The sequence below is a fragment of the Pedobacter sp. NEAU-ZC8 genome (assembly GCF_059278965.1).
Genome location: NZ_JCAJXC010000010.1, coordinates 48,527 through 71,627, shown reverse-complemented (window position 1 = coordinate 71,627; position 23,101 = coordinate 48,527). Strand labels below are relative to the sequence as shown.

Sequence of the window (23,101 nt, the reverse complement as noted above, 5' to 3'; positions counted from 1 at the left end):
ATACTGATGAAAAAAATATCACTTTACCTTTTACTAACCATTCTCCTTTTCAATGTCCAGGAATCCAGCGGACAAATGAAGGTTGGTTCAGAAGGGATCTTTATTCAAAAAGAAACCGTGTTTTTCACGGAAGGGCTTATGCTTGTTCCTGCTGATAATTGGGCCATGTCAAACCTGACCATATCGAGAGATTATTCTACCGTGATTTGGCCAAAGTATAACAGTATCCTTCGAAAGTATAGATTCAGCAGCCCTGTAGAATTTCAAGGTGAATTGTCCATAAATTACATGAACACGGAATTAAATGGGAACGAGCCGGAGAAACTAACTTTAGCATATTCTAAAGCCACAAGCAATAAATATCAGGATTTCATTTTGATGAAGGAAAGTGTCGCTGACCCAAACCTCAGATTTGTTGGTCAATTTCTTACAAGTCCGGTTACAATCGCTGATCTAACTGCTGTGACCCCTGAGGTAACCCCCGATATCTACAAGGAGTTAGAGATAAACAACATGATTACGCCAAATGGAGACGGAGTAAACGATACCTGGTTGGTGAAAAAGATTCATTTGTACAACAATAATGAAGTGAAGATTTATGACCGTGATGGTAGACTGGTCTTTTCTATGATCGGTTACGACAACTCCTGGGACGGAAAACACAATGGCAATCCGCTGCCTGAAGACACCTACTATTACATTCTAACCTTCGACTCCGGGAAGTTGGTGAAAAAGGGTTTTATAACCATAGTGAAAGAGCAATAACATATCAAGACAATGACAACTTTACCATCCAGGCGTTGTATCCTGCAATACGCGCTTACCATATTCTACATTCTTATCGGACATAGTGTAAGTGCTCAGATAAGATCCGCAGGTATGCAATATTATGACAATCAGTACCTCAGTAATCCCGCTTTTGCAGGCGCCTCCGAAGGCTTTATCTTCAATATGAATTATAGAAACAGATGGCGTTCAATCCCAGGTTCACCTGTTACTGTATCTGCAACTGGTGACTACCGATATGAAAACATTGGGTTGGGGTTAAATATCTATAATGAAAAAGCTGGCCTGATCGGACGTACACGTATCGTTGGGACATACGCTTACCACTTAACCCTTGATGATTTTGGCCGCAGTTTACACTTCGGTATTTCATTTGGAGCAATGAATCAGAAACTGGATAATGCGAGTATTATTGCAGATCCAACTGATGTGCTTCCCGAGCGGTTCAATGCACGCAAAACATTTCTTGATGGCGACTTTGGTGTCGCTTTTATAAGTAACGGTCTAACGTTACAGGGTGCATTGCCTAACCTAAAGAAATTCTTTCAAAAGGACGAGCAAAACACGATCGACGGCTCTACATACTTTGCGGCGATGAGCTATAAGCTGGGCGCAGCAAACGACATGTTTGCTTTTGAACCCAAAATAAGTGTTAGAGGTGCTAAAGATATCAAGAGCATTGTAGATATTGGAACAAATCTAAGGACCTTCGACAATATTCTCTCCGTAATGGGCATGTACCATAGCGATAAGAGTTCTACACTTGGATTGGGGATTAATGTTGAAAAATATCAACTGAACTTATTTTACACCAGCGAGATGGGAGGCAAACTTCAGTCTACAGGAACAGATATCGAATTGAATTTGAAAATCAACCTGTCCAATACTTACAGACGTAAGCCTACGCTACTCTAAAAGGAAACCTTTAGCCTGATTATTTGTTTTTAGTGTTCATTCAAACTCAAAATGATGTCAGCAGAAGCAAAGAAAAAGACCGTTGTTGTTACCGGAGCAAGCTCTGGTATTGGACAAGGTATCGCCATAGCATTTGGGCAGCAAGCTGCCAATGTGGTCGTCAACTACCATAGCGACGAAGAAGGTGCAAATGAAACCCTGGACCGCATCAAACAAGGTGGTGGTTCAGGGTTTATTCATAAAGCAGACGTTAGTGATGAAGCCGAGGTAGAGGAAATGTACCGCAAGGCAGAAGAAAGCTTTGGGCGGATCGACATTCTGATCAACAATGCTGGTATACAGCAGGACAGCAGCTTTTCGGACATGAGCCTTGAACAATGGAACAAAGTCATACATACCAACCTCACTGGGCAGTTCCTTTGCGCCCGTGCAGCCATCCGGCATTTCGAGCAGCAGGCTCAGCCAGGACCAGAGGAAATGGCTAAGGGCAATATCATCTTCATGAGTTCCGTACACGATATTATCCCTTGGGCAGGGCACGTGAATTATGCCTCTTCCAAAGGTGGAATTCTGATGCTCATGAAATCCCTTGCACTCGAAGTAGCGCCCAAAAAGATCCGCGTAAATGCAATATCGCCAGGAGCCATTGCAACAGACATCAATGAGGAAGTCTGGAGCGATGAGGAACAACGGAAAGCATTGCTCAAGCTAATTCCTTACAAAAGGATCGGGAAGCCGGAAGATATTGCCAAAGCTGCACTTTGGCTAGGCTCCGATGATAGTGACTACGTTACCGGAACCACGATCTACGTAGATGGCGGCATGACCTTATATCCCGGTTTTGTAGATAATGGCTAACAGATAAACCAAACATGAACAACATATGGAACAAATGATAATTGATCAGGCGGCAATTGTAGACATTGATTTTACCGCCGCTGATGTAGATAGAACCTTAAAGACCCTGCAACCCGTGGTATTCCAGGAAGGGGAACAGTTTTGCTGTCACCTGGGTCCGAACATGGAGCAGGGCATCCTCGGAAAAGGCGACACGGCTGAAGCCGCCATTGAAGCCTGGAAAGCAGCTTTAAAACAAAGGGTACAAACTGCGACTGAAGATGATGAACTTGCAACTTTCGTTAAAGACTCCCTAAACTTCACTAAAAACGATGTTTGGTAAGTAATGACCTGTACAACAGTGCATTTGCTCGTTTTTGCAGGTAATTAACATCAAAGACAAAGCTAAATACATCAAAATGCCCGAAAAGCCCTTGCGTTAAAATTGCAGGGGCTTTCCTTTTTGCAGGTTTTTATACGGCAACTGCAACTTTTTAAAACCTTCGCTGGTAACTATCTGTAATTTAGGAGATTGTTGGTATAGCCCTTGCGGTATTCTCTGAAAGTGATACAACAAATACAGGAGTTTTAGCACGCATATATGTTCGATTATCTGATAGTAGGCGCAGGTTTTTCCGGGAGTGTTTTGGCGGAGCGTATTGCTTCCCAATACAACAAAAAGGTGTTGATTGTAGATAAACGCAATCACATTGGCGGCAATGCCTACGATTATCATAACGAACATGGCATATTGATCCATCAGTATGGCCCACATTGGTTCCATACCAACGACAAGAAAGTATTTGATTACCTCTCCAGATTCACTGAATGGCGGTACCATTATCATCGCGTAAGATCCTATGTAGACGGGATGCTGGTACCCCTACCGATCAACCGGGATACCTTAAACCTGCTGTATGGACTGGAACTCAATGAACCAGCAGCTGTACAACGCTATTACGACAGTGTGAAAGCCGATATTCCAAATCCAGCAAATGCCGAAGAAATGGTAATCAGCCAGGTAGGTGAGGAGTTGTACAATAAGTTTTTCAAAGGGTATACCCTCAAACAATGGGAGATTCATCCCCGTGATCTGGCAGCGAGTGTGACTGCCAGGATACCGGTAAGAACCAACCGCGACGACCGTTACTTCACCGACACTTATCAGGGTATTCCGAAACAGGGCTATACAGCACTTTTTAAGAAGATGCTTGATCATCCCAACATCTCCATCATGCTGCAGACCGACTATCGTTCAATCCTGGATACCATGTCCTACCGTAAAATGATCTATACCGGGCCAATAGATTCCTTTTTTGATTACAAGTTTGGAAAACTTCCCTACCGCTCACTCCGGTTTGAACATGAAACCTTAAATCAGGAATTTTACCAGCCCTATCAGCAGGTTAATTACCCGAATGAATACGACTTTACGCGCATCGTGGAATGGAAACATGCAACAGGGCAGAAAAGTCACCTGACGACCATTACCCGCGAGTATTCCGTAGCGGCAGGAGCGAATCAGGAAAAGTACTATCCCATTCCACGGGATGTAAACCATGAGTTGTTCAAAAGATATAAACAGGAAGGTGATCAGCTTGAAGACGTAATCTTCTGCGGCCGGCTTGCAGATTACAAATATTACAATATGGATCAGGTCATTGCCAGGGCCCTGATGATCTCCGAGAAAGAAATTAAAGATTAAAGATTTACCCCTATGCGCGCATCCTTCGTCATCGTAAACTACAACAGAAAAGCTGAGCTGCTGATCACCATCTCCAAAACAAAAGCGCTCATTAAGAACAGTCCCGACTTTGAACTCGTCATCGTCGATAATGCCTCCACAGACGGCAGTGCCGAGGCAGTGAAGGTACATTACCCAGATGTTGTGCTCATCGAAAATCCTGTAAACACGGGAGCACCTGCCTGGAACCTGGGGTTTAAACAAGCCAAAGGCGATTATTTCATCATCCTGGATGATGACAGCCATATCGACTTTGGCCTGGAAGCAGCCCTTGAACACCTGGACAGGCACCCCAACATTGGTATTCTCGCTTTAAACGTGGTGTCCGGACCCTATACCAGCGAAGGCTGGAAATGGAAAGACGGACAAGAGATCGTCGGTTTTATCGGCTGTGGCGCCATTTTCAGAAAGGCAGCGTATGACAAAGTGGGAGGCTATGCAGATTGGATGTTCCTTTATGTTAACGAATGGGATCTGGGCCTGCGAGTTGTTGATGCGGGCTATCAGGTGCGGTATTTCGCAGGCTGTGAGGTTACCCACCGCGTCAGTACACTGCACCGCAGCAGCAAACGATTGCGGGTATTTGTAACCCGGCATGAGCTGTCTATCGTCTATAAGTACCTGGCTAAAGATCGCAGTAAGTACCTCTGGCGGGTGGCACTAAATAACCTCAAAGGCATTCGGCAGTTACATTTCAAAGATACCTGGTACAATATCATAGGGATGAAAGAATTTTATAAACACAGAAAAACACTACGCTACACACCAGTATCACCCTATACGCAGCAACTGTTCCTGGAACTTTTTGAAGCCACCAGACCTGTCTTCGCCTTCCTGAAAAGAGACTTTTCTAATCTTACCCGCTTATTCAAAAAACCTGCCCAAAGCAGCAGAACAAACTTAAATAAACCTAAACCTGTAGTCGAAAATGAAAATCTCGTTTGTGATCCTGAACTATAACCGGGAAAAAGAACTGCTGATCACCATCGCAAAAACCCTGGATCTTATGGCTGGGCGCAGTGACTATGAGATCATTGTGGTAGACAATGCTTCGTCAGACCAGTCGGTCGCATCTGTAAGTACAACTTTTCCGCAGGTCAGGCTCATCCAGCGTACCAAAAACAACGGCATCGCCGGCTGGAACGATGGCTTTGCAGTCGCTAAAGGCGAGTATATGGTGGTGCTTGATGATGACAGCAACATTGTAAGCGGGCTGGATGAGGCCATTGCTGTGCTGGATGACGATCGTAAAATTGGCATTCTGGCGCTCAACGTTACGGGTGGTGCGTTCCCGACAGATTACCTGATCCATATGGAAGACAACATCGACTTCATTGGCTGTGGTGCCATCATCCGAAAAACATTGTTCGACAAGATCGGTGGCTTCGCCGAATGGTTGTTTATATACACCCACGAATGGGAATATGCCATCCGTTGCCTCGATGCTGGCTACCGCATCCGTTACTTCGCAAATTGCTTTGTAGACCACCGTACCAGCGTGATCAACCGGAGTTCACGAAGATTAAAGGTCTTTTCCGTACGCAATGAGATGGCGATCGTGTACAAGTTTTTCGACAAAAAAGATCGTACAAAGTATGTTGCACGGGTTTATTTGAATAACCTTAAAGGTGTTTACCGGCTCGGCTTAAGGTCCTTACCCTGGTATTTTCAGGCATTAACCGAGTTCTTTAAATTGCGCAAACAACTGGTGCATACACCTGTTCGGCCGGAAGTGCAGGATTTCTACAGCAAAAGCTGCTGGTCTACCCGACGTTTTCTTAAAATTATATAAAAGCCGTAACTTAAGACGTAACTAACTGTCCAGCCTATATGATGCACGAATCCGATAAGTACTGGGAGATCAAACCGCACACTTCATTGCTTGACGTCAAACTAAAGGAAAACTATGAGTATCGCGATCTACTCTGGCTGTTGGTTAAGCGGGACTTTATATCTTTCTATAAACAGACCATCCTGGGGCCGGTATGGTTCTTTATTCAGCCCATCTTTACGGTACTGATCTATTCGCTCATTTTTGGCAATGTGGCGGGCATCTCAACCGATGGGCTGCCAAAACCCCTGTTTTATCTCGCAGGTGTTGTGACCTGGAACTATTTCTCCGATTGTTTCATCAAAACCTCTTCGGTGTTCAGGGATAATGCTTACATCTTCGGAAAGGTTTATTTTCCCAGGCTGATCATGCCTTTAAGCATCGTTTTCTCCAACCTGGTGAAATTCGGTGTACAGTTGCTGCTCTTCTTTGGCATGATGATCTTTTATGCGCTTAAAGGTGATTACTTTGAGCTTACCTGGTATGTGTTGCTGTTTCCCTTTTTAATGCTGCTGATGGCCTGTCTAGGTCTTGGCCTGGGCATGGTGGTTTCCGCACTAACCACTAAATACCGCGATCTCGCTTTTCTGGTCACCTTTGGTGTGCCTTTGTTGATGTATGCCACCACGGTCGTGTTCCCCTTGTCGGCAGCACCCGAGCGCTTTGTAAACCTTATTAAGTTCAACCCCATGACGCCCATCATTGAAACCTTCCGCAAAGGTTTTCTTGGCACCGGAACCTTTAGCTGGGAAATGCTGGGCTACACCACGCTGGTCACGGTTATTGTCCTGTTCTTCGGCGTGATCATCTTCAATAAGGTACAAAAAAGCTTTGTAGATACCGTTTAAATGGAACTTATGCGCTAATAAACAGGAAGTCCTGTGTCTTTGGATTGTAGTTCTTTTGGCTTACCTCCTTGAAGCCGAATGGAGCAAGAGCTTCTGTAATGGGCTTTAAGCCCATGTGTGCTTCTCCGATGATCACATCCACGCGCTCCATGAAGGCAGGAAGCGTAGTCGTGAGATCCCCCAGGATATCATATTCCGCACCTTCCACATCGATCTTCAGCACAATACGTTGCGCCGGGTCCATGCCCTCTAAAATCCCTTCCAGCACAGTGCTGACTTTCCGGATGCTGATGGCCTTTTTCACCACCTTATCCAGTTCCTCGGGGGCATAATCTTTCAGGAAATCGTACGAGGTTGTACAGATTCCATCCCGGTGCGGCAGGTAGTAGCATTCCAGCTGTTCGTCTTTGTTGCCAAGCCCATAGTTATAAAGTTTGATATTCTCTGCAAGCTTGGGGTTTAGCTCAACATTCTCCTGGGCCAGTGCAAAGGTATATTCATTCAATTCAAAACCATGAACGGCTTTACACCAGCTTTGTGACGCAAAATAGAGGCTCGCATAGCCCCGGTTCATGCCGAAGTCGAACACCACATATTCCTGTGTTTTCAGGTACTTCGGATGGATGAAGTAAATGTGCTGTGCAAAAACCTCTCTTAAGATCCAGGGATAATCCGGCGTGCTGCAGAAACAAAGACCATCTTTCTGTAAATACACCAGGTTAGCGCCGGCATCATAGTTCAGGATCTCAATATTGTGGCATAGCAGTGTCGGATAGATCCTGCTGAAGGCTGTTCCGCTGAGTTCCGGATAATCTTCAATGTAAAACCTGCCCATCCTGCGGTAAAGTGCTTCAAAGACCTTTGTGCTTACACGAGCTTTGATGTTGGTTAACATTTTAGAAAACAGCATCCTCTTTAGCTTTATATGTTAATGATCAGCTTATTAATAATTGTAAAATCTGTAAACAATAGATTAGAATATCCGGTTCCTTTAAATAAACCTTTTTTGTTACAGTTAGTTTTAACGATATTTAAACAATTAGAAAACAAGCATTTAACCTGATTTTATAGGAGGGGAGGATGTTTGCTGCCCCTTATTTTCAGATGCTATGAAGAATATTGGAGTAATACTAGCCGGCGGAGTTGGAAGTAGATTGGGTTTGGAACTGCCCAAACAGTTTTTTAAGGTCGCCGGTAAGACCGTGCTGGAACATACGCTGTGTACCTTTCAGAAGAACGTTAATATTGATGAGATCGCAATCGTCAGCCTGGCCGCTTACATCCCTAGGATTGAAGACAGCGTAAATGAGAATGGTTTTAGTAAGGTAAAGAAGATCCTTGCTGGTGGTGCAGAACGTTACCTTTCCAGCTGGACCGCCATAAAGGCCTATGAAGATCTGGGCGACTGTAACCTGATCTTTCACGATGCTGTTCGGCCTCTGGTTTCCGACCGGATCATTGATGAAGTGATTGCCAATCTTCAAGGGCGCTACCGGGCGATTGATGTGGCCGTGCCGGCTACCGATACCATCATTGCTGTAGATGCCTCAAAGAACGAGATCAGCTCGATCCCTAACCGAGCAGCACTCATGCGCGGACAAACGCCACAAGGCTTCAGGCTGTCGCTGATCCGGGAAGCCTACCTGATCGCTTTTGATGACCCGGACTTTAAATCCACTGACGATTGTGGCGTTGTTAAAAAATACCTGCCAGAAGAACCGATCTTCATTGTCAGGGGGGAGGAAGCGAATATGAAGCTCACCTACAAGGAGGACCTTTACCTGCTGGATAAACTTTTCCAACTACGCTCTGCTGAAATGAAAAGCAAACGCTCCGCCAACCGGGAAGCCTTACAGGGGAAAGGCATGGTGGTTTTTGGTGGCAGCTATGGCATTGGGGAGAGCATTATCGAACTGGCAAACAGGTATGGGATGAAGACATATAGTTTCTCCAGGAGCAGCGGCATTGACATTTGTTGCCGGGAACAGGTTGCTGCGGCCATGCAGAGCGTAGCCAGTGTGGAAGGCTCGATAGATTACATCATTAACACCGCGGCGATCTTAAAGAAGGAACCACTGGTCAATATGGAAGCTGCAGATATCGAAGAAAGTATCCGCACCAACTACATAGGCGTCATCAACATTGCGCTGGAGAGCTTTCAGTACCTTAAAGAAAGCCAGGGGCACCTCCTTTTCTTCACCTCCAGTTCTTACACCCGTGGCAGAGCCTTTTATAGTCTTTATTCGTCATCCAAGGCTGCAGTGGTCAACTTCGTTCAGGCGATAGCCCAGGAATGGGATAAGTTCGACATCAAGGTAAACTGTATCAACCCGGAACGGACGCGAACGCCTATGCGCAGCCGCAACTTCGGAAACGAAGAAGCGTCAACCTTGTTGAAACCTGAAGAAGTCGCGGAAGTAACACTCTCCACGCTGCAGGCCAGGTTCTCCGGCCAGGTTATCGATGTAAAACTTAACGATCATGGTTTAACCAATCTCTTTGAGGCTTAGCTTATGCGTCAACAGATAAAACTTTGCTTAAACTATCTCTTATACGTCCTCTCTTTTCTTTTCCCACGCAATAAGCGCAAGTGGGTATTTGGAAATTATATCATTGATCAATTTGGTGATAATCCAAAATACCTGTTTCTATATGTAAAAAGATACCATCCCGATCTCCGTGCCATTTGGATTACCCAGGATAACCAGATCTATGAGGAACTTCGGCAAAAAGGATTGGAAGTACACAAGAAGTGCAGCATCCGCGGCTTTTACCATTGCCTCACTGCCGGAGTATATATCTACAACACCTTTCCTCAAGACGTTAATTATTTCACATCAGGTGGCGCGTTGCTGCTCAACATGTGGCATGGTGTCGGCCTTAAGACCATCGAGTTCAGCATTACCAGTGGCACCCTTGCGGCATGCTATCAAGAAAAACAGCTGAGTTATCGCCTTCATATGCCATGGCGTTTCAAGCGGCCAGATTACCTGCTTTCCTCAAGTCCTTTCCAATCCCTTCCTTTCGCCAAAGCCTTCCGCATCCCTGTAGAACGTTGTCTGAACATCGGATATCCTCGTAATGACGTCATGCTGATGCCCGAGGAGGTACGACTGCAGCTGATCCGCAAATACGAACATCCGGATACGATCCCATATATCGATAAACTGCGTAAGTTCGATCAGGTATATCTTTATATGCCTACCTGGAGGGATTCGCCAACTTTCCTGGCTGATCTTGGACTTGACGTTGCGCGGATTAACCAGCTCATGCAAGCTAAAAATGCTGTGATGATTCTGAAAATGCATGTCAATACGGCGAACATTCCCGCAGAGGGCTTGTCTAACGTCTGGATCCTGCCCTGGTGCCTGGATGTTTACACCATATTTCCCTACACCCACACGCTGATCACAGATTATTCTTCCGTGTTGTACGACTACATACTTTTACCCGCTAAATCAGTCATCCTGTTTGTCTATGATATGGAGAAATATCTGTCTGAACGCGAATTCAACTATCCTTTCCTGCCAAATGTAGCAGGACATCTGGTGAAAGATCTTGAAGCATTTTATGCCGCACTGGCTTCCAGCGAAGCGCTGGACAGTATCAACGATATGGAAGAGATCCGGGAGCGTTTCTGGGGAAATTACAATGGACATGCTGCGAAGGATCTGACAGTCTTTTTGAAGAAAAAACTAGGACTACCTGAATCTGGGTTTGAGGAAGTCCCGTTAAAACAAATTGACAGTAAATCAGGTATATAGTACATTTAGCAGCAGCCCTTTCCATGAGCAATATTGTAATTAAAGCCGAGAATATATCGAAAGCCTATGAGTTGGGAGAGTTTAGTACTGGCACGATCAGTCGTGATCTGGAACGCTGGTGGGCATTGATGCGGGGCAAAGAGGATCCCTTCTTAAAGATCGGTGAGGTAAATGACCGAACTAAAAAGTCAGATAGCAAGCTGGTTTGGAGTCTTAAAGACATCAATTTTGAAGTGGAAGAAGGTTCTGCGGTAGGCATCATCGGCAGAAACGGCGCGGGCAAGAGTACCCTGTTGAAACTACTCAGCCGTGTAACCTCACCAACCTCGGGCATCATTAAAGGTCGTGGCCGCATTGCCAGCTTGCTGGAGGTCGGTACTGGTTTTCATCCGGAACTTACTGGCCGGGAAAACATCTTCATCAACGGAGCCATCCTGGGCATGCGTAAAGCCGAGATCAAAAAGCGCTTTGATGAGATCGTAGATTTTGCAGGCGTGGAGCGCTATATTGATACCCCGGTGAAAAGGTACAGCTCTGGCATGTATGTACGCCTCGCTTTTGCTGTTGCGGCGCATTTGGAAGCAGAAATATTGATCGTAGACGAGGTGCTCGCGGTGGGAGATGCCGAGTTTCAGAAGAAGTGTATGGGCAAAATGGGGCAGGTGACCAAAGAAAACGGACGCACCGTGCTTTTCGTAAGTCACAACCTGGAATCGGTAAAGGCGCTTTGCAACACCGCAATACTGCTGGTAAACGGAAGAATGCACGAATGCCGGGATCTCTCGGAAGCCATAAACATTTATTTGCAACAGCGGCAGGGCGATGAAGGTGGCAGGTTTACGAACCGTAATCTGAGTGGTAACAAAGAGGTCTTTCTGGCTTCAGCACATCTGAAGCAAAAAGGGCTGGAGACAAACCATCTTTTTAATGATTCAGCGATCGACATACATTGCAGCTTAAAGTGCAATTTTCCCATCAAGGTATCATTAGAAGCGAAGATTAGGAACCAGAATGGCCTGCCTATTCTCTTCGGACCTGTAGGACTGATGCACAACCGGGAGCATGAACTGGAGGTCGGCACACATAACCTGGTGATTCGCCTGGATCCACCATATCTCGCAAAAGGGAGTTACTTCGTTGATCTGGTTGTTGCCGAAACGGGGAAACGCATTATTGATCTTCACGAAAGTTGTCTATCCTTTGAAATTGAATCCAGTTTTATCGCAAAAACAGGCTATTCCTTTCAGCAAGACAGGGGCGGAGGGGCAGTATTGTTGAATGCTTATACCTATTTGGAAGAAGAACTACCATTTGCCCATTGATCGGTGTTTTTAATACCCAATGCTTCCGCATCGAATACCGGATCTTTGCCGGCACGGCGTTGTTCCTGGTAGTCTTTCAGCGCTTTTAACGCTGGTTTACGCAATAGAAGAATTGCGATTACGTTAAGCCAGGCCATTACACCAACGCCAATGTCTCCCAGCATCCATGCTGCTTCGGCCGTTTTTACGGCACCCAAAATCGTTGCCGCCAGCATCACTACACGCAACAAGTTCAACAGCCATTTATTGCCTTTTTTATCCAGATAACTGAGGTTAGTTTCAGCGATATAGTAGTAAGCCATGATGGTTGTAAACGCAAAGAACAATAAGGATACTGCAACGAAACCACTTCCTATGGAAGGAAAGTGCGCACTCACGGCTAATTGGGTATATTCAGCACCAAGTTTCGCACCAGGCAGATTTTCAACCAAAAAGCCACCTTCCGGGTTCACCACATTATATTGGCCGGTGAACAAGATCATGAAAGCTGTTGCTGTACACACAAACAAGGTATCGATGTAAACGGAAAAGGCTTGTACCAATCCTTGTTTAACCGGGTGGGAAACCTCTGCTGCTGCGGCAGCATGTGGCGCCGTTCCTTGTCCTGCTTCATTGGAGTAAATACCGCGTTTCACGCCCCAGGCGATCGCCATACCGAATACACCTGCAAATGCGGGCTCCAGATTGAAGGCTGATTTTATGATCAATGAAATCACAGACGGAATCTCAGTAATGTTTAAGGCCATGATGATGATGGCCATTAAGATATAAGCGCCAGCCATAAAAGGGACAACAATTTCAGCGACTTTACCAATGCGTTTAACACCACCAAAAATGATTAAACCCAGAAGGATCGCAACACCTATTCCGGAATAAACAACTGGTACATGAAAAGCATTTTGCATGCTCAATGCAATACTGTTGCTCTGCGTTCCTGGTAACAAAAAAGCCATGCTGATGATGGTTGCTATTGAAAACAGGGTCGCATACCATTTAATGCCTAAACCTTTTTCGATATAGTAAGCGGGCCCGCCTCGATATTGTCCGTTGTTTACCTGCTTATAGATCTGGCCCAATGTTGCCTCGATGAAGGCAGATGCACTACCTAAAAAGGCGATCAGCCACATCCAGAAAATAGCACCCGGACCACCCATCGCAATGGCAGTAGCTACACCGGCAATGTTACCCGTTCCTACACGACCAGAAATGGCAATGGCAAACGCCTGGAAAGAACTTACACCTTGCTCAGAACTTTTTCCGTCGAAGAGTAATCGCCACATTTCCTTGATGTACCGGATCTGGAGAAACCGCGTGACCACGGAAAAGTAGATCCCTGCTGCCATACATAAAAAAACCAGTGCGTTACTCCAAACGATGTCATTGATTCCCGAAATTATACTTTCCATTATTGCGTGTTAGGTATGAATTGAGCTCCGAAAAGCCTGAAAAAAATGCAATAATAAGGAATTAAAAAAGAAGGAGTGGGTAACAGGCCAGGCTGCTTTGGTAAAAATATCAGTACAACTCGAGCACTATGGCTTTGGGAAGTGTTGGAGGTATTCGTTCCAGGCGGTTATTTTACCGTCGGAAAGTCTGATGTCGTTGAAAACTTTTACGCTGTCTTTCTTGCCTTTCCTGTCCTCCCAATATTGGCTGAACCAGACACTTACCCATTCTTCAGACTTGTCTTTGTTGATTACGCTTCGCCAATCCTGGGGTACGACTTTAAGGGTTTTTAGGCTGGCGAAAAAATCCTTATTCAGCTGCATGATCTCTTCACGCGTACCGTTAAATTTCACACCATCTATATTAGATTCGATGCTGTCGGCCGTGTATTTGCCTATGGTTTCATGATCCAGACTTTCCATGGCTTTAAAGACGTTTAATACGATTACCTCATTATTCTTGTCCGGGTTAAACTGCCAGTCGTACTTTGCATTTTTCGTGTAAGGGAGTGATGCTTTGGAAGCGTTGTTGTTGTCGCTGGTAGCGGAAGTGTTGTTGCAGGCTGTGCCAAGGGTGGCAGCGAAACCTAAAAGAAGCATAGTGCTAAAGGTTTTCATGAGGTTGGTTCCGGTATTTTAGTAATTTGGTATGTAGTTGTAAGTTAGTAAATTAACTGAGAAGTAAAATGAAAAAAATCACGTTATTCATTCTTTATAGCTTGATATCGTCCATCAGCATATTTGCAAAAGAGCAAGTACCCGCGAGACTTCTGGGAAACTGGCTTGTTCCGGAAACGAATGCCTGGAAATTTGGTATTACGGAGCACTACGTAGTGGCAGAAGGAGCTTTTTGGGAATATGAAGTATTAAGTAACAAGCCAGACTTGCTCGTGCTGTCGATGTCTGATGGAATCCAGAAAAAAAATTTATATATCACGCCGGCAGGTCCAAAAACCGCACTGATCGGGTATAGCCAAAACACGCGGGCCTTGTTTACAACAACAGTTAACGGCAATCCCAAATACGGAGGAAGTGATCTTGGCTATGCTAAACCGGTTCTAAAAACCGGAGCGGTACAGCTAAAAGGTGTGTTAAATGGTTATGATCCAAAGCGGACTGGCTACGGATACATCATGATCCTGTATAATCAGTTACTGGCAGATGTACAAAAAATAATTACGGTGAAGGTCGACAGTCTGGGCCGGTTTGAAACAGACTTTCCCCTGTTAAACCCTCAGGAAGTCATGATCAGGTTTGGAGACGAGCTGACAGAACTGCACTTGGGGCCAGGGCAAAAGCTGATGGTAAGTATAGATCTGTGGACCAAGCCGCTGGATAATGTGGAACAGCAACAGTACATGATCACCAAACAAAATCGACTGTATATGGGAGATCAGGCAGTGTTTAACACGGCTTTCAATGACTTTCAGTACCGGTTAAGAAGGATGCAGTTTTTGGGCGGTGATGAAGATCCGAAGCAGACGGAGCAGTTCGCGTATAAAAAGAACAAACTAAAGGTCATGAATCAGATGCTGGATTCTCTAAAAAGTTATAATCATCACCATCATCCAGGCAAAAAGTTTAGTCAATATTTCAACGCCTTTATCAGATATCAGTCGGCTAAAGAATTGTTAAGTTACCGGTGGGCGAATGGCAAACAACAACTCAAACCTGAATATTTTGATTTTTTGAAAGCATTGCCATTGAACGATGAAGTTAGCCTGGTAACCACTGCATACTCATCAGTGCTAAAGGACCTGGGTAGCGGGTTGTTTGCTGAAGATCTGGTACTTCAGGCACCTACAATTGACTCGGTTATCAAGCTTGCGAAATCCCAAGGAGAAAACTTTACACCGGAGCAGGAAGCCATGCTGCGAGATAATGTTGTACTTTTTGTTCATGGGCCAGAATCAATGGGGCACAGCCACAATGCCGACGTGGAGATCAATGATGCAAAAGCCATTGAAAGTATGTACGTGGGCTTTAGGAAGCACATCGAGCTGCAGGAGGCAGACTATATGAAGCCTGTTCTTAAACGGTTGGGTGTAATTCCCGGCACCCTGGTGTTTGAACTTATTGCAGCAAGGAAAGCTTTGGTTGAAATCGAGTCTGCAGGTGGCTTTTCCGAAAGTAAGATGAGGGAACTCAAGATCACATTGAAAAATCCAGTACTTTATCATTGGCTGGAGCAGTATAATGACAATCTACAAGTTAATTCAGATGGGACTTTGGCTAAAGCCATTTAGCTTCCTGAGCATGTTCATTTAGCAGATATAAAACTCGTGGATAGTCTCTGAGGGAGAACCTCAAATGCAACGTCATCTCCGATGATCGCCTGGCGTATTATTACCTGTGGAAGCTCAACAGGAATGATCAAAATTTAAAGTAATATTTCAAGTTCAATGCGCGACAAGTACAGGTATACTGCGTCGGGGAAGCTGCGGGATTTTTTCGCCTCAGCAAGGGACCTTAGACACACCTGATCCAGACCTCGCCCACACCTCACCCACATCGTACACACGAAATGTGTGTGTATGGTCTTTGTCAGGTGTGATTTACTTGTGGCTTGGATCTGGTTGTTTTCCGAGTCTACTTGTAGTGGAAGTATCGGTTTGGCTGAAGCACTTTTTAACTGGTTTCTGACCTTACTTCCTTTTGCTGGGGTAATGGCCTTTGAAAGTCTTTAAGGCTCAAGAACCGAGATTGCGTGTAGAGTGGAAATGAGAAGACCTTAGCTTTCCAGCATGAGGTTAAGAATGCAGATCATGGGGTTAAATAAAAAGGCTTTCAGCATGATGCTAAAAGCCTTTTTTCTATTGGTGGAGAATTGTCGGTGTTTTCATGAACTATCCGATTGAGAACGATAAATCTTGGTCAACGTCCTTACTTAGCAAGTTTATATCTAAAACCACCAAGAGAAATGTCATATGGAGGATTTAGCGTAGGTGCTGAAAAACCTGTTCCAAAGGTGATGGTAATCTCATCAAAAGGTGTTTGACTCTCGCTAGCTCGCAGTGTAGCTCCTCCTGTCATTCCGATCAGTGGCTTAGTAACTGAGCTTTCAGTTAAGTAACTAGTGTAAGATGGTCGTAATTGTTTATTAAGCTTTGAATTCCGAAAAGCCGTAGTTATCCCATATCCAAAACCTTTAAATGGAGAATTAAATTCGAAGCCAAAAGCGGTCACCATTTTTGAAAACTTGATGGTCATGGTGTTTCCCATACTTAACGTGATAATAGGCGCGAACTCATCAGCTACAACTGGTTTATTTCCCCATTTAACTTCTTTATTGTGAGTTTTTCGGGCTTTACTTTCAAACCGAAGTGCTAGATCTTTATTGCAGACGGAATCCAGTAGTTCGCCATTCTTGTATTTCGCCAAGCTTAGCGGTTTGAAAGCAAGATATTTTCTGTTTTCAGCTTGACCGAAACTTGTTACTGAATCTCTGTAATAATAAAGCTCACCATCTTCACCAGGGATATATCCGAAGCCATTCGGATCTAATGGGTTGTATGGGGGCAAGTCATCATTTAGACTTGTCTGTAAGATGTTTTTCTCTTTCGGTTGGATTTCGTCATCTTTGGTACAGGAGTTTAATGTTGTGATCAGACCTACTGCGACAAGAGCTTTAAGGAAATGTTTTTTCATGTTTATATTGGTTTTTGATTCAGCGAAAGTAGGAGATAATCATGTGAGTGATATCAAGGCGTAAATTATTGTTACGTTGCTTGTTACCTGTGAAAATAACTGTGAAAATTATCGTGAAACCACTGCGAGGTGCTGGAACTTACTTTGCCAGCTTGTATCTGAAGTTTGCAAGAGCAATACCTCTTTCCGGAATATCCTACGTTTGAGGATCACCCAGGGTAACCATAACCATAGTAAAAGGCTTTGTTGCTTTTACTGCGATCAGTTGAGCCCCATTCGGACTTCTAGAAACTACTCAAGACCCCCTTCGCATTATCAAACAACCAATCTCCATATTGCGCCGTAATTTCGTGATCGCTGTTTTTGCGATTTGGTGCAACTTCGAAACCAAATTCCGTTGATTAATCGTGTCTGTAAATTATTGTTGCATTGAACGTTACTTTTGGTTGATAGCGAGAAAGATATCGTGAAAGCTTGCGGTTTGCTCTTGGTCCTGGTCGGAAGATACCAGCAATGGTTTCGACTCCTTTAAACACCTAATAGAGTTCAAAGCATGGTATCAGCATTGCCTTGAGCTTAGAGACTCTCGGTTGATCGCTGCAGAAAATGACGAACAATCCTAGGAGAGGTCCCGTTTTCAATCTTGACTGACTAGGACTAATAAAAATAATTTGTGTGTTAAAGTACGTGCAAACGAAAAAAGCACCTACATGTTTAAATGTAAGTGCTTCATAATCAGAGTGGAGAATAGCGGAGTCGAACCGCTGACCTCTTGCCTGCCAGGCAAGCGCTCTAGCCAGCTGAGCTAATCCCCCGATCGGTCGCAAAAGTAGTTAAATTTGGAAGAGTTGCAAATTTATTATGAAAAAGCCGTTGGGAGTTCTTTAAAGATTCTTCAACTCTCCTAAAATATTCGTTAACTGTACGCCAGCGGTAAAGCGATCCATAGCCTCTCACTAACTGAATTCAGGTCAAAAAAAAACCTGCTATTCAGCAGGTTCTTCAATGGTGTACTTCAATTACAATAACAGAAGTACTATATACTTTCCTTATTTGAAGTGCGTAAGATGTTTCCATACATCACGGACGTATTATCTAAGCTTGGTTGATCTTGTAAAATAGCATTTCCGTTTTCTGCAACCTCTAAATAAAATATTCTTTTTTCTTTATTCTTACCAACCTTATACTTCAAGAGCCAGCGGTTATCTTTTTTCTTTGTGGATACCAGTTTGTAGTCTTCCATGGTGTAGGCATGTAGTTCCTCAGACCCGATGTTGAAGAAATTATATTGATCTTCTGCTCCTTTCAGTAACAATTCATCAGGTTGTTGAACCAGAAATATGGAACTTTTAACTTCTTTAGCCCTCGGGTTGTATTCATTTTGTCTGATATTATAAGCTTCGAAATAGCTTCCGCTTCCGAAAGCTAAGCGATAGTATTGATTCAGGAAATATGAACTTACCGGCGCATCAGTTGTCAGCCGTTTACTCGTTTCAATACTTGCCGTACTCGGGTTGATCAGCTCGAAATTAGCAGAATTTGCAAAAGCAGATGTTCCTCTAAATCCTGGCTTGTTTTCCACCTTGGTGACTACAAAGGCAAACTTTCTGGATTTAATAAGATCAGAAATCAGATCTTTTTCTTGAGCGAGGGTGCTGTTTAACAATCCAATCGTTAAACAAGCAATGAGGAAGCGTGTTTTCATGTGTTAACATTTATGTTAGTTCAATATAATTAATTAAATCAATAGATTAATTTTTTAATCTTGAAATTTCGTGTTTGACGGCTGTATTTAAGTGCCACCTGCTTGTGATCGAAGTGCTTAAAAGTCGAGTGTTAAACTATGATCCTGTATGCAATAACAGAAAAAGTGATTGACATGTTTCAGCTACAAAAACCAGGAGATATACCTTAAAGCCAGGAGAGATTGTGTGTCCGAGAATAAATCAGCATTCGGAATACGACAAATACCTTTGATAAAGTACCTGCTACATTAAAATCTAGAAAAGAAAGTGTACTTGTTGATGGTCAGCAAGAGCAATTTGAGCTCATTGATTTTTGGAGATGGAGCGTCTCAGATCTTCTTAGTAATGGTTTGCAGGTAGCGAATTGTCGTTTTACATAGCTTTTCCAGTACATCCAGGTTAAGGTCAGCCAACTTCTTGAAGTAAATACAGGCTTTGCCCATCTTATATTTCCCTAATTCATTAAGTAGTTTTTTGTCCTCAGCTTCCGGTGCATACACATATAGTGAAAATTCAGCTTTCCGGGGTGAGAAGCCAATGAGCGGTGCATCACCTTCATGGCCACTAGCGTACTTGTAATGGTAAGTTCCAAAACCCACTATCGTTGAGCCGTACATTCTCGGCTTGAAACCGGACCATTTCTCCATTAGTTCAATGAGCTGCAAGCTATCCTGCTTCTTCTGATCATTATCGACGTAAGCATCTATAAAATCAATGACGCTTAGTTCATTATAGACCGTTTTGTTTTTTGTTGCCATACTACAATCCTCCTTGTGCCACAATCGATCCGGCAAAAACCACTATAGGTAGTTATTGATGGACCCGTGTGTCTTACCTAATTTACCTGCTTAAATTGGAAGGAGCAAATCTGATGAAAAAGCTTATCTACCTGGCGATCTTTTACTTTGCTGCAATTACCAGCTGTGCAAAAAACGATCATGAGTTAGTTCAAACGGATATCAAAACTGCGGCAGTAGAAATCGCTGCAGCAACTTTGACCATACCTGATGTTCCAGGGTACACCCCTAAACCGGCAATAGAGCCGGGTAATCCGATTCCTTTTCCACCTCCGAAAACTCCGACGGATTTTGATGGATATGCAGTAAGTTGGGGAGGTCCGAGTGCAGATTACATAGATGGTACCTGTTTATTGAAAATCTCTCATTTAGAAGAAGGAAGTACCTATCATCAAATCAATAATAAAAACATCAATATGGCTTTTTATAGTGGCGACGGCGATCAGGAGCCCATGTTTATTCGAAGGCTGAAGCCGACAACTCCAGCGCCCTATGGTTGGACACCTATTTGGAATACGTTGCCCCTGGTGGAAAATGAGCATCCAGAGGTGCTCTTTACATCTAGATTTGAAAAGTCTATAATTATTGTCTTATCTAAACCATGTATCAAATTCGGGTTTGAGCTGTCGCCCAACTTGCAGAATGAGGTGCTAAATTGTGTAGTTTACTGGGGGCAATTTGCAGGAGATGGTTCTAGAGGGGCGTTCGACCACCCTGTACAGTCTCCTGGCGGTGCAGTGCTCTATAGTTTGCAGCCAATAGGGAAAAATGCTTCCTTTAACGTTGTCACCATCAGTTTTTATCCTAGAGGTGAAGGGAATCCATTGATTAATCCCGAAGGAATAGCCTTAGCAAATATCCGGTACCAACTTGCAGAATAAGTAGTTGTGAAAGGAGCCTGCCATGCTTTAATTCTCCTGAGGGTAATATTAATGGGCTGAAAAATCCATCCACCTTTATTTCGAAACTGAAGATTCAATAAACAATTCAGAGGGTTTGGCAAGCTCAAACATCAGGTATAAACCGGCTATGATCGGTCGTTTAGATTTTCTGATAAGTCAAGAAAGGAAAAGCAAGTTGCACATTTCAACGGGTGTGAATCGTCAAAATAATATAGACTTTAATATGAAGTTAACATAGAACCTTCATATTTGCAGCCCTATTTATTTACATCATCCCCCATGAAAAAATTATTACTTTTCTGCAACCTCCTGGTTGTGCTTGCCGGCTGTTCAAAGAAAACCACTCAGGATCTTGAACCTGGCCTCCCCCCGGTTACTTATACCATCATTGAAGATTTTGAGAATTCCGCTGCTAAAACCAGTTATGTTGCAGCTGAAGTGAGCATGCCAACGGGAACCTGGAATCTGGACGATGCGCTGGTCGGTAACTTAGATACGGACCTGAAAAATGGGCTAAAGAGTGTAAGACTTAGAGCTGGTAAGCTAACCATGAACTTTGACGTAGCTGGTGTCAATATGCTGTATATTAAACATGGTAAGTTTGGAAAAGATGCGAACTCAACCTGGCAGTTATTAATGTCTACCGATGGTGGATCAACCTTCACTCAGGTGGGGTCTGACATTGTTGAAGACAACACCACCTTAAAGCTGGATTCATTTAAGGTCTCCACGGATGCGAAAGTACGCTTTCAGTTCAGAAAGGCTGGAACAACAAGGATCAATATCGATGATATTACCTTTAAGGGCACCGGTGATCCTGGAATTTCATTAGAGACACCAGCGCCAGATCCCATAGATTCTACGTCAACGGGTGGAACGCCAAGCGCTGCAAGGGGAATCAATGCAGGCCCTGACGCGCAGCCGGTTGCTGGCGATAATAGCAATTCCTTGTTTGGTAATCCATCCAACGCTACGACACTTACTCCGGAGAATTATCTGCTGGACCAGCGCTATTATGTGGAATCCTATAGCACTTCCCGCAGCACGCCCAACTGGGTTAGCTGGCATTTAGATGCAACTACGATCACAGGCGTTGCTAAACGTCAAGATAACTTTGCAGCTTTCTCAGGTCTTCCATCAGCTGCCTTCGCTGTTCAAAGTACGAGTTATCAGAATTCTGGCTTTGACAGAGGGCACAACGTGCCTTCAGGAGATCGTACCAGTTCTACCGAGGCCAATAGTGCGACCTTCTTGATGACAAACATGATTCCTCAGGCACCTCAAAATAATCAGGGCCCCTGGGAACAGTTAGAATCTTATCTGCGTACAAAAGTGCTGGAAGGGAACGAAGTGTATGTGATCATGGGCAGCTATGGATCTGGCGGTGTAGGAAACAACGGCAGTGCTGCAACTATTGCGGGTGGTAAAATTGCGGTGCCGTCAAATGTCTGGAAGATTGCCGTAATTATACCTGCAGGTGAGGCCGATTTGAGCAGAATCACTTCTACAACCAGAGTGGTCGCTGTCAATACGCCGAACATCAATGCCGTTGATAAAGATTGGAAAAGATACCGCGTATCGGTTCGTGATATCGAAAAAGCAACTGGATACAATTTGCTTTCTAATCTGCCGCAGTCGGTTCAAGATGTCATTGAAACAAAGGTCGACGCCTTAAATTAAATTTATAAACTCAAGGTATAATGCTGCCTACTGACTATTCAGGGGCAGCATCAACTCGGGTTTATTATTGATTACACCTTTAACTGCCGCAGCATTAACGGCAGTACTTACCTGATAGGCATCCATATTTTCATCGGGATAAGGAACACACAAGCTCAGCAGATCAGCAGGGGAGATGTCTTTTGAAAGCCAAGCCGATTCCGTGTGTTTAGGCAGAATTACAGGCATCCTGTTTTTAGGATCATGAACCTTGCCAACGGTTTTATTCGCGGCGGTAGTCATGATGGTAAAGGAGCGGTAAATAACTGAGCCATCAGCACTTTTCCATTGACTCCATAACCCTGCAAATGCAAACACAGGTCTGTCTTTCACAATAAAACGATAGGGGAGAGACTTGCCCGATTTTCTGTCCCATTCATAAAATCCATCGGCAAGGACCAGGCAAGTTTTATGGTTATGGATTAGCGGACGGTAGGTTTTCTTTTCCAAAACTTCCTCGCTTTTAGCATTTAAGGTACTGATATTGAGTTTGGTGCTTTCAGCCCAGTAAGGCACCAGTCCAAAGTGCATCTTTTGTGCGATACCCGGCTCATCTGCGGTGATCACCAATCCCTCTTGCGTGGGGGCAAGATTGTAATTCGGTGCAAAGCCCTCTCTCAGCTGTACTTCGTACAGCTTTTGAATTTCTTTTTCAGCTCTGGTTAGTGTATATCGTGCGCACATTTCGACAAATTACAAGTTTAAGGCTTTTTAGTTTTGGGATGTTGAAGATAATATAGCTGAATACATTTATTCGACGGAAACTCAAGTGGAACGTAAAAATCCTGCGTAAAGTAC

21 protein-coding genes and 1 tRNA gene are annotated in these 23,101 nt (G+C 44.1%); 14 read left to right on the top strand and 8 right to left on the bottom strand.

All coding sequences use genetic code 11. From position 1 onward, the window contains the following. Window positions 1-6: 6 nt before the first annotated feature. The 8 genes from AC5WJX_RS09685 to AC5WJX_RS09650 all read left to right on the top strand — a co-directional run bounded on the left by AC5WJX_RS09685 (window position 7) and on the right by AC5WJX_RS09650 (window position 6,961). Entirely contained in the window at window positions 7-765 is a 759-nt protein-coding gene (locus AC5WJX_RS09685) for a T9SS type B sorting domain-containing protein (RefSeq protein ID WP_494484346.1), read from the top strand. A gap of 12 nt (window positions 766-777) precedes the next feature. Next, on the top strand, window positions 778-1,701 hold the full coding sequence (locus AC5WJX_RS09680) for a PorP/SprF family type IX secretion system membrane protein (protein WP_440431300.1): 924 nt from the start codon (window positions 778-780) through the stop codon (window positions 1,699-1,701). 51 nt (window positions 1,702-1,752) lie between these two features. Next, window positions 1,753-2,559, top strand: coding sequence for an SDR family oxidoreductase (locus AC5WJX_RS09675; RefSeq protein ID WP_494484345.1), 807 nt, complete (start codon window positions 1,753-1,755; stop codon window positions 2,557-2,559). 25 nt (window positions 2,560-2,584) lie between these two features. Next, a complete protein-coding gene (locus tag AC5WJX_RS09670) occupies window positions 2,585-2,881 on the top strand; it encodes a hypothetical protein (RefSeq protein WP_494484344.1) in 297 nt (98 codons plus the stop codon). Window positions 2,882-3,139: 258 nt separating this feature from the next. Beyond that, a complete protein-coding gene (gene glf, locus AC5WJX_RS09665; RefSeq protein ID WP_494484343.1) occupies window positions 3,140-4,243 on the top strand; it encodes a UDP-galactopyranose mutase in 1,104 nt (367 codons plus the stop codon). Window positions 4,244-4,255: 12 nt separating this feature from the next. After that, window positions 4,256-5,242, top strand: a complete 987-nt coding sequence (locus AC5WJX_RS09660; protein WP_494484342.1) for a glycosyltransferase family 2 protein — start codon at window positions 4,256-4,258, stop codon at window positions 5,240-5,242. After that, a complete protein-coding gene (locus AC5WJX_RS09655; protein WP_494484341.1) occupies window positions 5,211-6,074 on the top strand; it encodes a glycosyltransferase family 2 protein in 864 nt (287 codons plus the stop codon). The genes AC5WJX_RS09660 and AC5WJX_RS09655 overlap by 32 nt, the downstream gene beginning before the upstream one ends. Before the next feature lie 38 nt (window positions 6,075-6,112). Further along, complete coding sequence (locus tag AC5WJX_RS09650; RefSeq protein WP_440431288.1) at window positions 6,113-6,961, top strand: ABC transporter permease; 849 nt, start codon at window positions 6,113-6,115, stop codon at window positions 6,959-6,961. A gap of 7 nt (window positions 6,962-6,968) precedes the next feature. Here AC5WJX_RS09650 and AC5WJX_RS09645 read toward each other — a convergent pair whose 3' ends face one another. Further along, on the bottom strand, window positions 6,969-7,871 hold the full coding sequence (locus AC5WJX_RS09645) for an FkbM family methyltransferase (protein WP_494484340.1): 903 nt from the start codon (window positions 7,869-7,871) through the stop codon (window positions 6,969-6,971). A 199-nt stretch (window positions 7,872-8,070) separates the two neighbouring features. Between AC5WJX_RS09645 and AC5WJX_RS09640 the strand changes: the two genes are divergently transcribed. The 3 genes from AC5WJX_RS09640 to AC5WJX_RS09630 are packed head-to-tail and all read left to right on the top strand — an operon-like array spanning window position 8,071 to window position 12,047. After that, the gene (locus tag AC5WJX_RS09640) at window positions 8,071-9,471 is read left to right on the top strand and encodes an SDR family NAD(P)-dependent oxidoreductase (protein ID WP_494484339.1); all 1,401 of its coding nucleotides are present in this window, start codon (window positions 8,071-8,073) and stop codon (window positions 9,469-9,471) included. A 3-nt stretch (window positions 9,472-9,474) separates the two neighbouring features. Beyond that, on the top strand, window positions 9,475-10,725 hold the full coding sequence (locus AC5WJX_RS09635) for a CDP-glycerol glycerophosphotransferase family protein (RefSeq protein WP_494484338.1): 1,251 nt from the start codon (window positions 9,475-9,477) through the stop codon (window positions 10,723-10,725). A 23-nt stretch (window positions 10,726-10,748) separates the two neighbouring features. Beyond that, window positions 10,749-12,047, top strand: a complete 1,299-nt coding sequence (locus AC5WJX_RS09630) for an ABC transporter ATP-binding protein (protein WP_494484337.1) — start codon at window positions 10,749-10,751, stop codon at window positions 12,045-12,047. Here the strand turns inward: AC5WJX_RS09630 and AC5WJX_RS09625 are convergent. Further along, on the bottom strand, window positions 12,014-13,453 hold the full coding sequence (locus tag AC5WJX_RS09625; protein ID WP_494484336.1) for an alanine/glycine:cation symporter family protein: 1,440 nt from the start codon (window positions 13,451-13,453) through the stop codon (window positions 12,014-12,016). The two genes, AC5WJX_RS09630 and AC5WJX_RS09625, sit on opposite strands and share 34 nt — an antisense overlap. Window positions 13,454-13,579: 126 nt before the next feature. After that, window positions 13,580-14,092 carry a nuclear transport factor 2-like protein gene (locus AC5WJX_RS09620; protein ID WP_494484335.1) on the bottom strand — a complete coding sequence of 171 codons (513 nt, stop codon included), beginning with the start codon at window positions 14,090-14,092 and terminating at the stop codon, window positions 13,580-13,582. Window positions 14,093-14,178: 86 nt separating this feature from the next. Between AC5WJX_RS09620 and AC5WJX_RS09615 the strand changes: the two genes are divergently transcribed. Continuing rightward, window positions 14,179-15,738, top strand: coding sequence for a hypothetical protein (locus AC5WJX_RS09615; RefSeq protein ID WP_494484334.1), 1,560 nt, complete (start codon window positions 14,179-14,181; stop codon window positions 15,736-15,738). Between the two features lie 637 nt (window positions 15,739-16,375). Here the strand turns inward: AC5WJX_RS09615 and AC5WJX_RS09610 are convergent. The 4 genes from AC5WJX_RS09610 to AC5WJX_RS09595 all read right to left on the bottom strand — a co-directional run bounded on the left by AC5WJX_RS09610 (window position 16,376) and on the right by AC5WJX_RS09595 (window position 19,643). Beyond that, window positions 16,376-17,140 carry a hypothetical protein gene (locus AC5WJX_RS09610; protein WP_494484333.1) on the bottom strand — a complete coding sequence of 255 codons (765 nt, stop codon included), beginning with the start codon at window positions 17,138-17,140 and terminating at the stop codon, window positions 16,376-16,378. A gap of 741 nt (window positions 17,141-17,881) precedes the next feature. Next, window positions 17,882-17,955 (bottom strand) — tRNA-Ala (locus AC5WJX_RS09605). A gap of 221 nt (window positions 17,956-18,176) precedes the next feature. Next, entirely contained in the window at window positions 18,177-18,845 is a 669-nt protein-coding gene (locus tag AC5WJX_RS09600; protein ID WP_440431271.1) for a hypothetical protein, read from the bottom strand. A 369-nt stretch (window positions 18,846-19,214) separates the two neighbouring features. Next, window positions 19,215-19,643 carry a DUF1801 domain-containing protein gene (locus tag AC5WJX_RS09595; RefSeq protein ID WP_494484332.1) on the bottom strand — a complete coding sequence of 143 codons (429 nt, stop codon included), beginning with the start codon at window positions 19,641-19,643 and terminating at the stop codon, window positions 19,215-19,217. 113 nt (window positions 19,644-19,756) lie between these two features. Here AC5WJX_RS09595 and AC5WJX_RS09590 point away from each other — a divergent pair, with 113 nt between their 5' ends. Both AC5WJX_RS09590 and AC5WJX_RS09585 read left to right on the top strand, forming a co-directional pair. Beyond that, on the top strand, window positions 19,757-20,563 hold the full coding sequence (locus tag AC5WJX_RS09590) for a hypothetical protein (protein ID WP_494484331.1): 807 nt from the start codon (window positions 19,757-19,759) through the stop codon (window positions 20,561-20,563). A 300-nt stretch (window positions 20,564-20,863) separates the two neighbouring features. Next, window positions 20,864-22,264: a DNA/RNA non-specific endonuclease gene (locus AC5WJX_RS09585; RefSeq protein WP_494484330.1), complete on the top strand. Its 1,401-nt coding sequence runs from the start codon at window positions 20,864-20,866 to the stop codon at window positions 22,262-22,264. A 27-nt stretch (window positions 22,265-22,291) separates the two neighbouring features. Here the strand turns inward: AC5WJX_RS09585 and AC5WJX_RS09580 are convergent, their stop codons facing one another. Then, on the bottom strand, window positions 22,292-22,987 hold the full coding sequence (locus AC5WJX_RS09580; protein WP_494484329.1) for an SOS response-associated peptidase: 696 nt from the start codon (window positions 22,985-22,987) through the stop codon (window positions 22,292-22,294). Between the last annotated feature and the right edge of the window lie 114 nt (window positions 22,988-23,101).

Coding starts and splice junctions, on each gene's coding strand:
- AC5WJX_RS09685 (WP_494484346.1), top strand. CDS start 7: ATGAAAAAAATATCACTTTACCTTTTACTAACCATTCTCCTTTTCAAT.
- AC5WJX_RS09680 (WP_440431300.1), top strand. CDS start 778: ATGACAACTTTACCATCCAGGCGTTGTATCCTGCAATACGCGCTTACC.
- AC5WJX_RS09675 (WP_494484345.1), top strand. CDS start 1,753: ATGATGTCAGCAGAAGCAAAGAAAAAGACCGTTGTTGTTACCGGAGCA.
- AC5WJX_RS09670 (WP_494484344.1), top strand. CDS start 2,585: ATGGAACAAATGATAATTGATCAGGCGGCAATTGTAGACATTGATTTT.
- glf (WP_494484343.1), top strand. CDS start 3,140: ATGTTCGATTATCTGATAGTAGGCGCAGGTTTTTCCGGGAGTGTTTTG.
- AC5WJX_RS09660 (WP_494484342.1), top strand. CDS start 4,256: ATGCGCGCATCCTTCGTCATCGTAAACTACAACAGAAAAGCTGAGCTG.
- AC5WJX_RS09655 (WP_494484341.1), top strand. CDS start 5,211: ATGAAAATCTCGTTTGTGATCCTGAACTATAACCGGGAAAAAGAACTG.
- AC5WJX_RS09650 (WP_440431288.1), top strand. CDS start 6,113: ATGATGCACGAATCCGATAAGTACTGGGAGATCAAACCGCACACTTCA.
- AC5WJX_RS09645 (WP_494484340.1), bottom strand. CDS start 7,871: ATGCTGTTTTCTAAAATGTTAACCAACATCAAAGCTCGTGTAAGCACA.
- AC5WJX_RS09640 (WP_494484339.1), top strand. CDS start 8,071: ATGAAGAATATTGGAGTAATACTAGCCGGCGGAGTTGGAAGTAGATTG.
- AC5WJX_RS09635 (WP_494484338.1), top strand. CDS start 9,475: ATGCGTCAACAGATAAAACTTTGCTTAAACTATCTCTTATACGTCCTC.
- AC5WJX_RS09630 (WP_494484337.1), top strand. CDS start 10,749: ATGAGCAATATTGTAATTAAAGCCGAGAATATATCGAAAGCCTATGAG.
- AC5WJX_RS09625 (WP_494484336.1), bottom strand. CDS start 13,453: ATGGAAAGTATAATTTCGGGAATCAATGACATCGTTTGGAGTAACGCA.
- AC5WJX_RS09620 (WP_494484335.1), bottom strand. CDS start 14,092: ATGCTTCTTTTAGGTTTCGCTGCCACCCTTGGCACAGCCTGCAACAAC.
- AC5WJX_RS09615 (WP_494484334.1), top strand. CDS start 14,179: ATGAAAAAAATCACGTTATTCATTCTTTATAGCTTGATATCGTCCATC.
- AC5WJX_RS09610 (WP_494484333.1), bottom strand. CDS start 17,140: ATGAAAAAACATTTCCTTAAAGCTCTTGTCGCAGTAGGTCTGATCACA.
- AC5WJX_RS09600 (WP_440431271.1), bottom strand. CDS start 18,845: ATGAAAACACGCTTCCTCATTGCTTGTTTAACGATTGGATTGTTAAAC.
- AC5WJX_RS09595 (WP_494484332.1), bottom strand. CDS start 19,643: ATGGCAACAAAAAACAAAACGGTCTATAATGAACTAAGCGTCATTGAT.
- AC5WJX_RS09590 (WP_494484331.1), top strand. CDS start 19,757: ATGAAAAAGCTTATCTACCTGGCGATCTTTTACTTTGCTGCAATTACC.
- AC5WJX_RS09585 (WP_494484330.1), top strand. CDS start 20,864: ATGAAAAAATTATTACTTTTCTGCAACCTCCTGGTTGTGCTTGCCGGC.
- AC5WJX_RS09580 (WP_494484329.1), bottom strand. CDS start 22,987: ATGTGCGCACGATATACACTAACCAGAGCTGAAAAAGAAATTCAAAAG.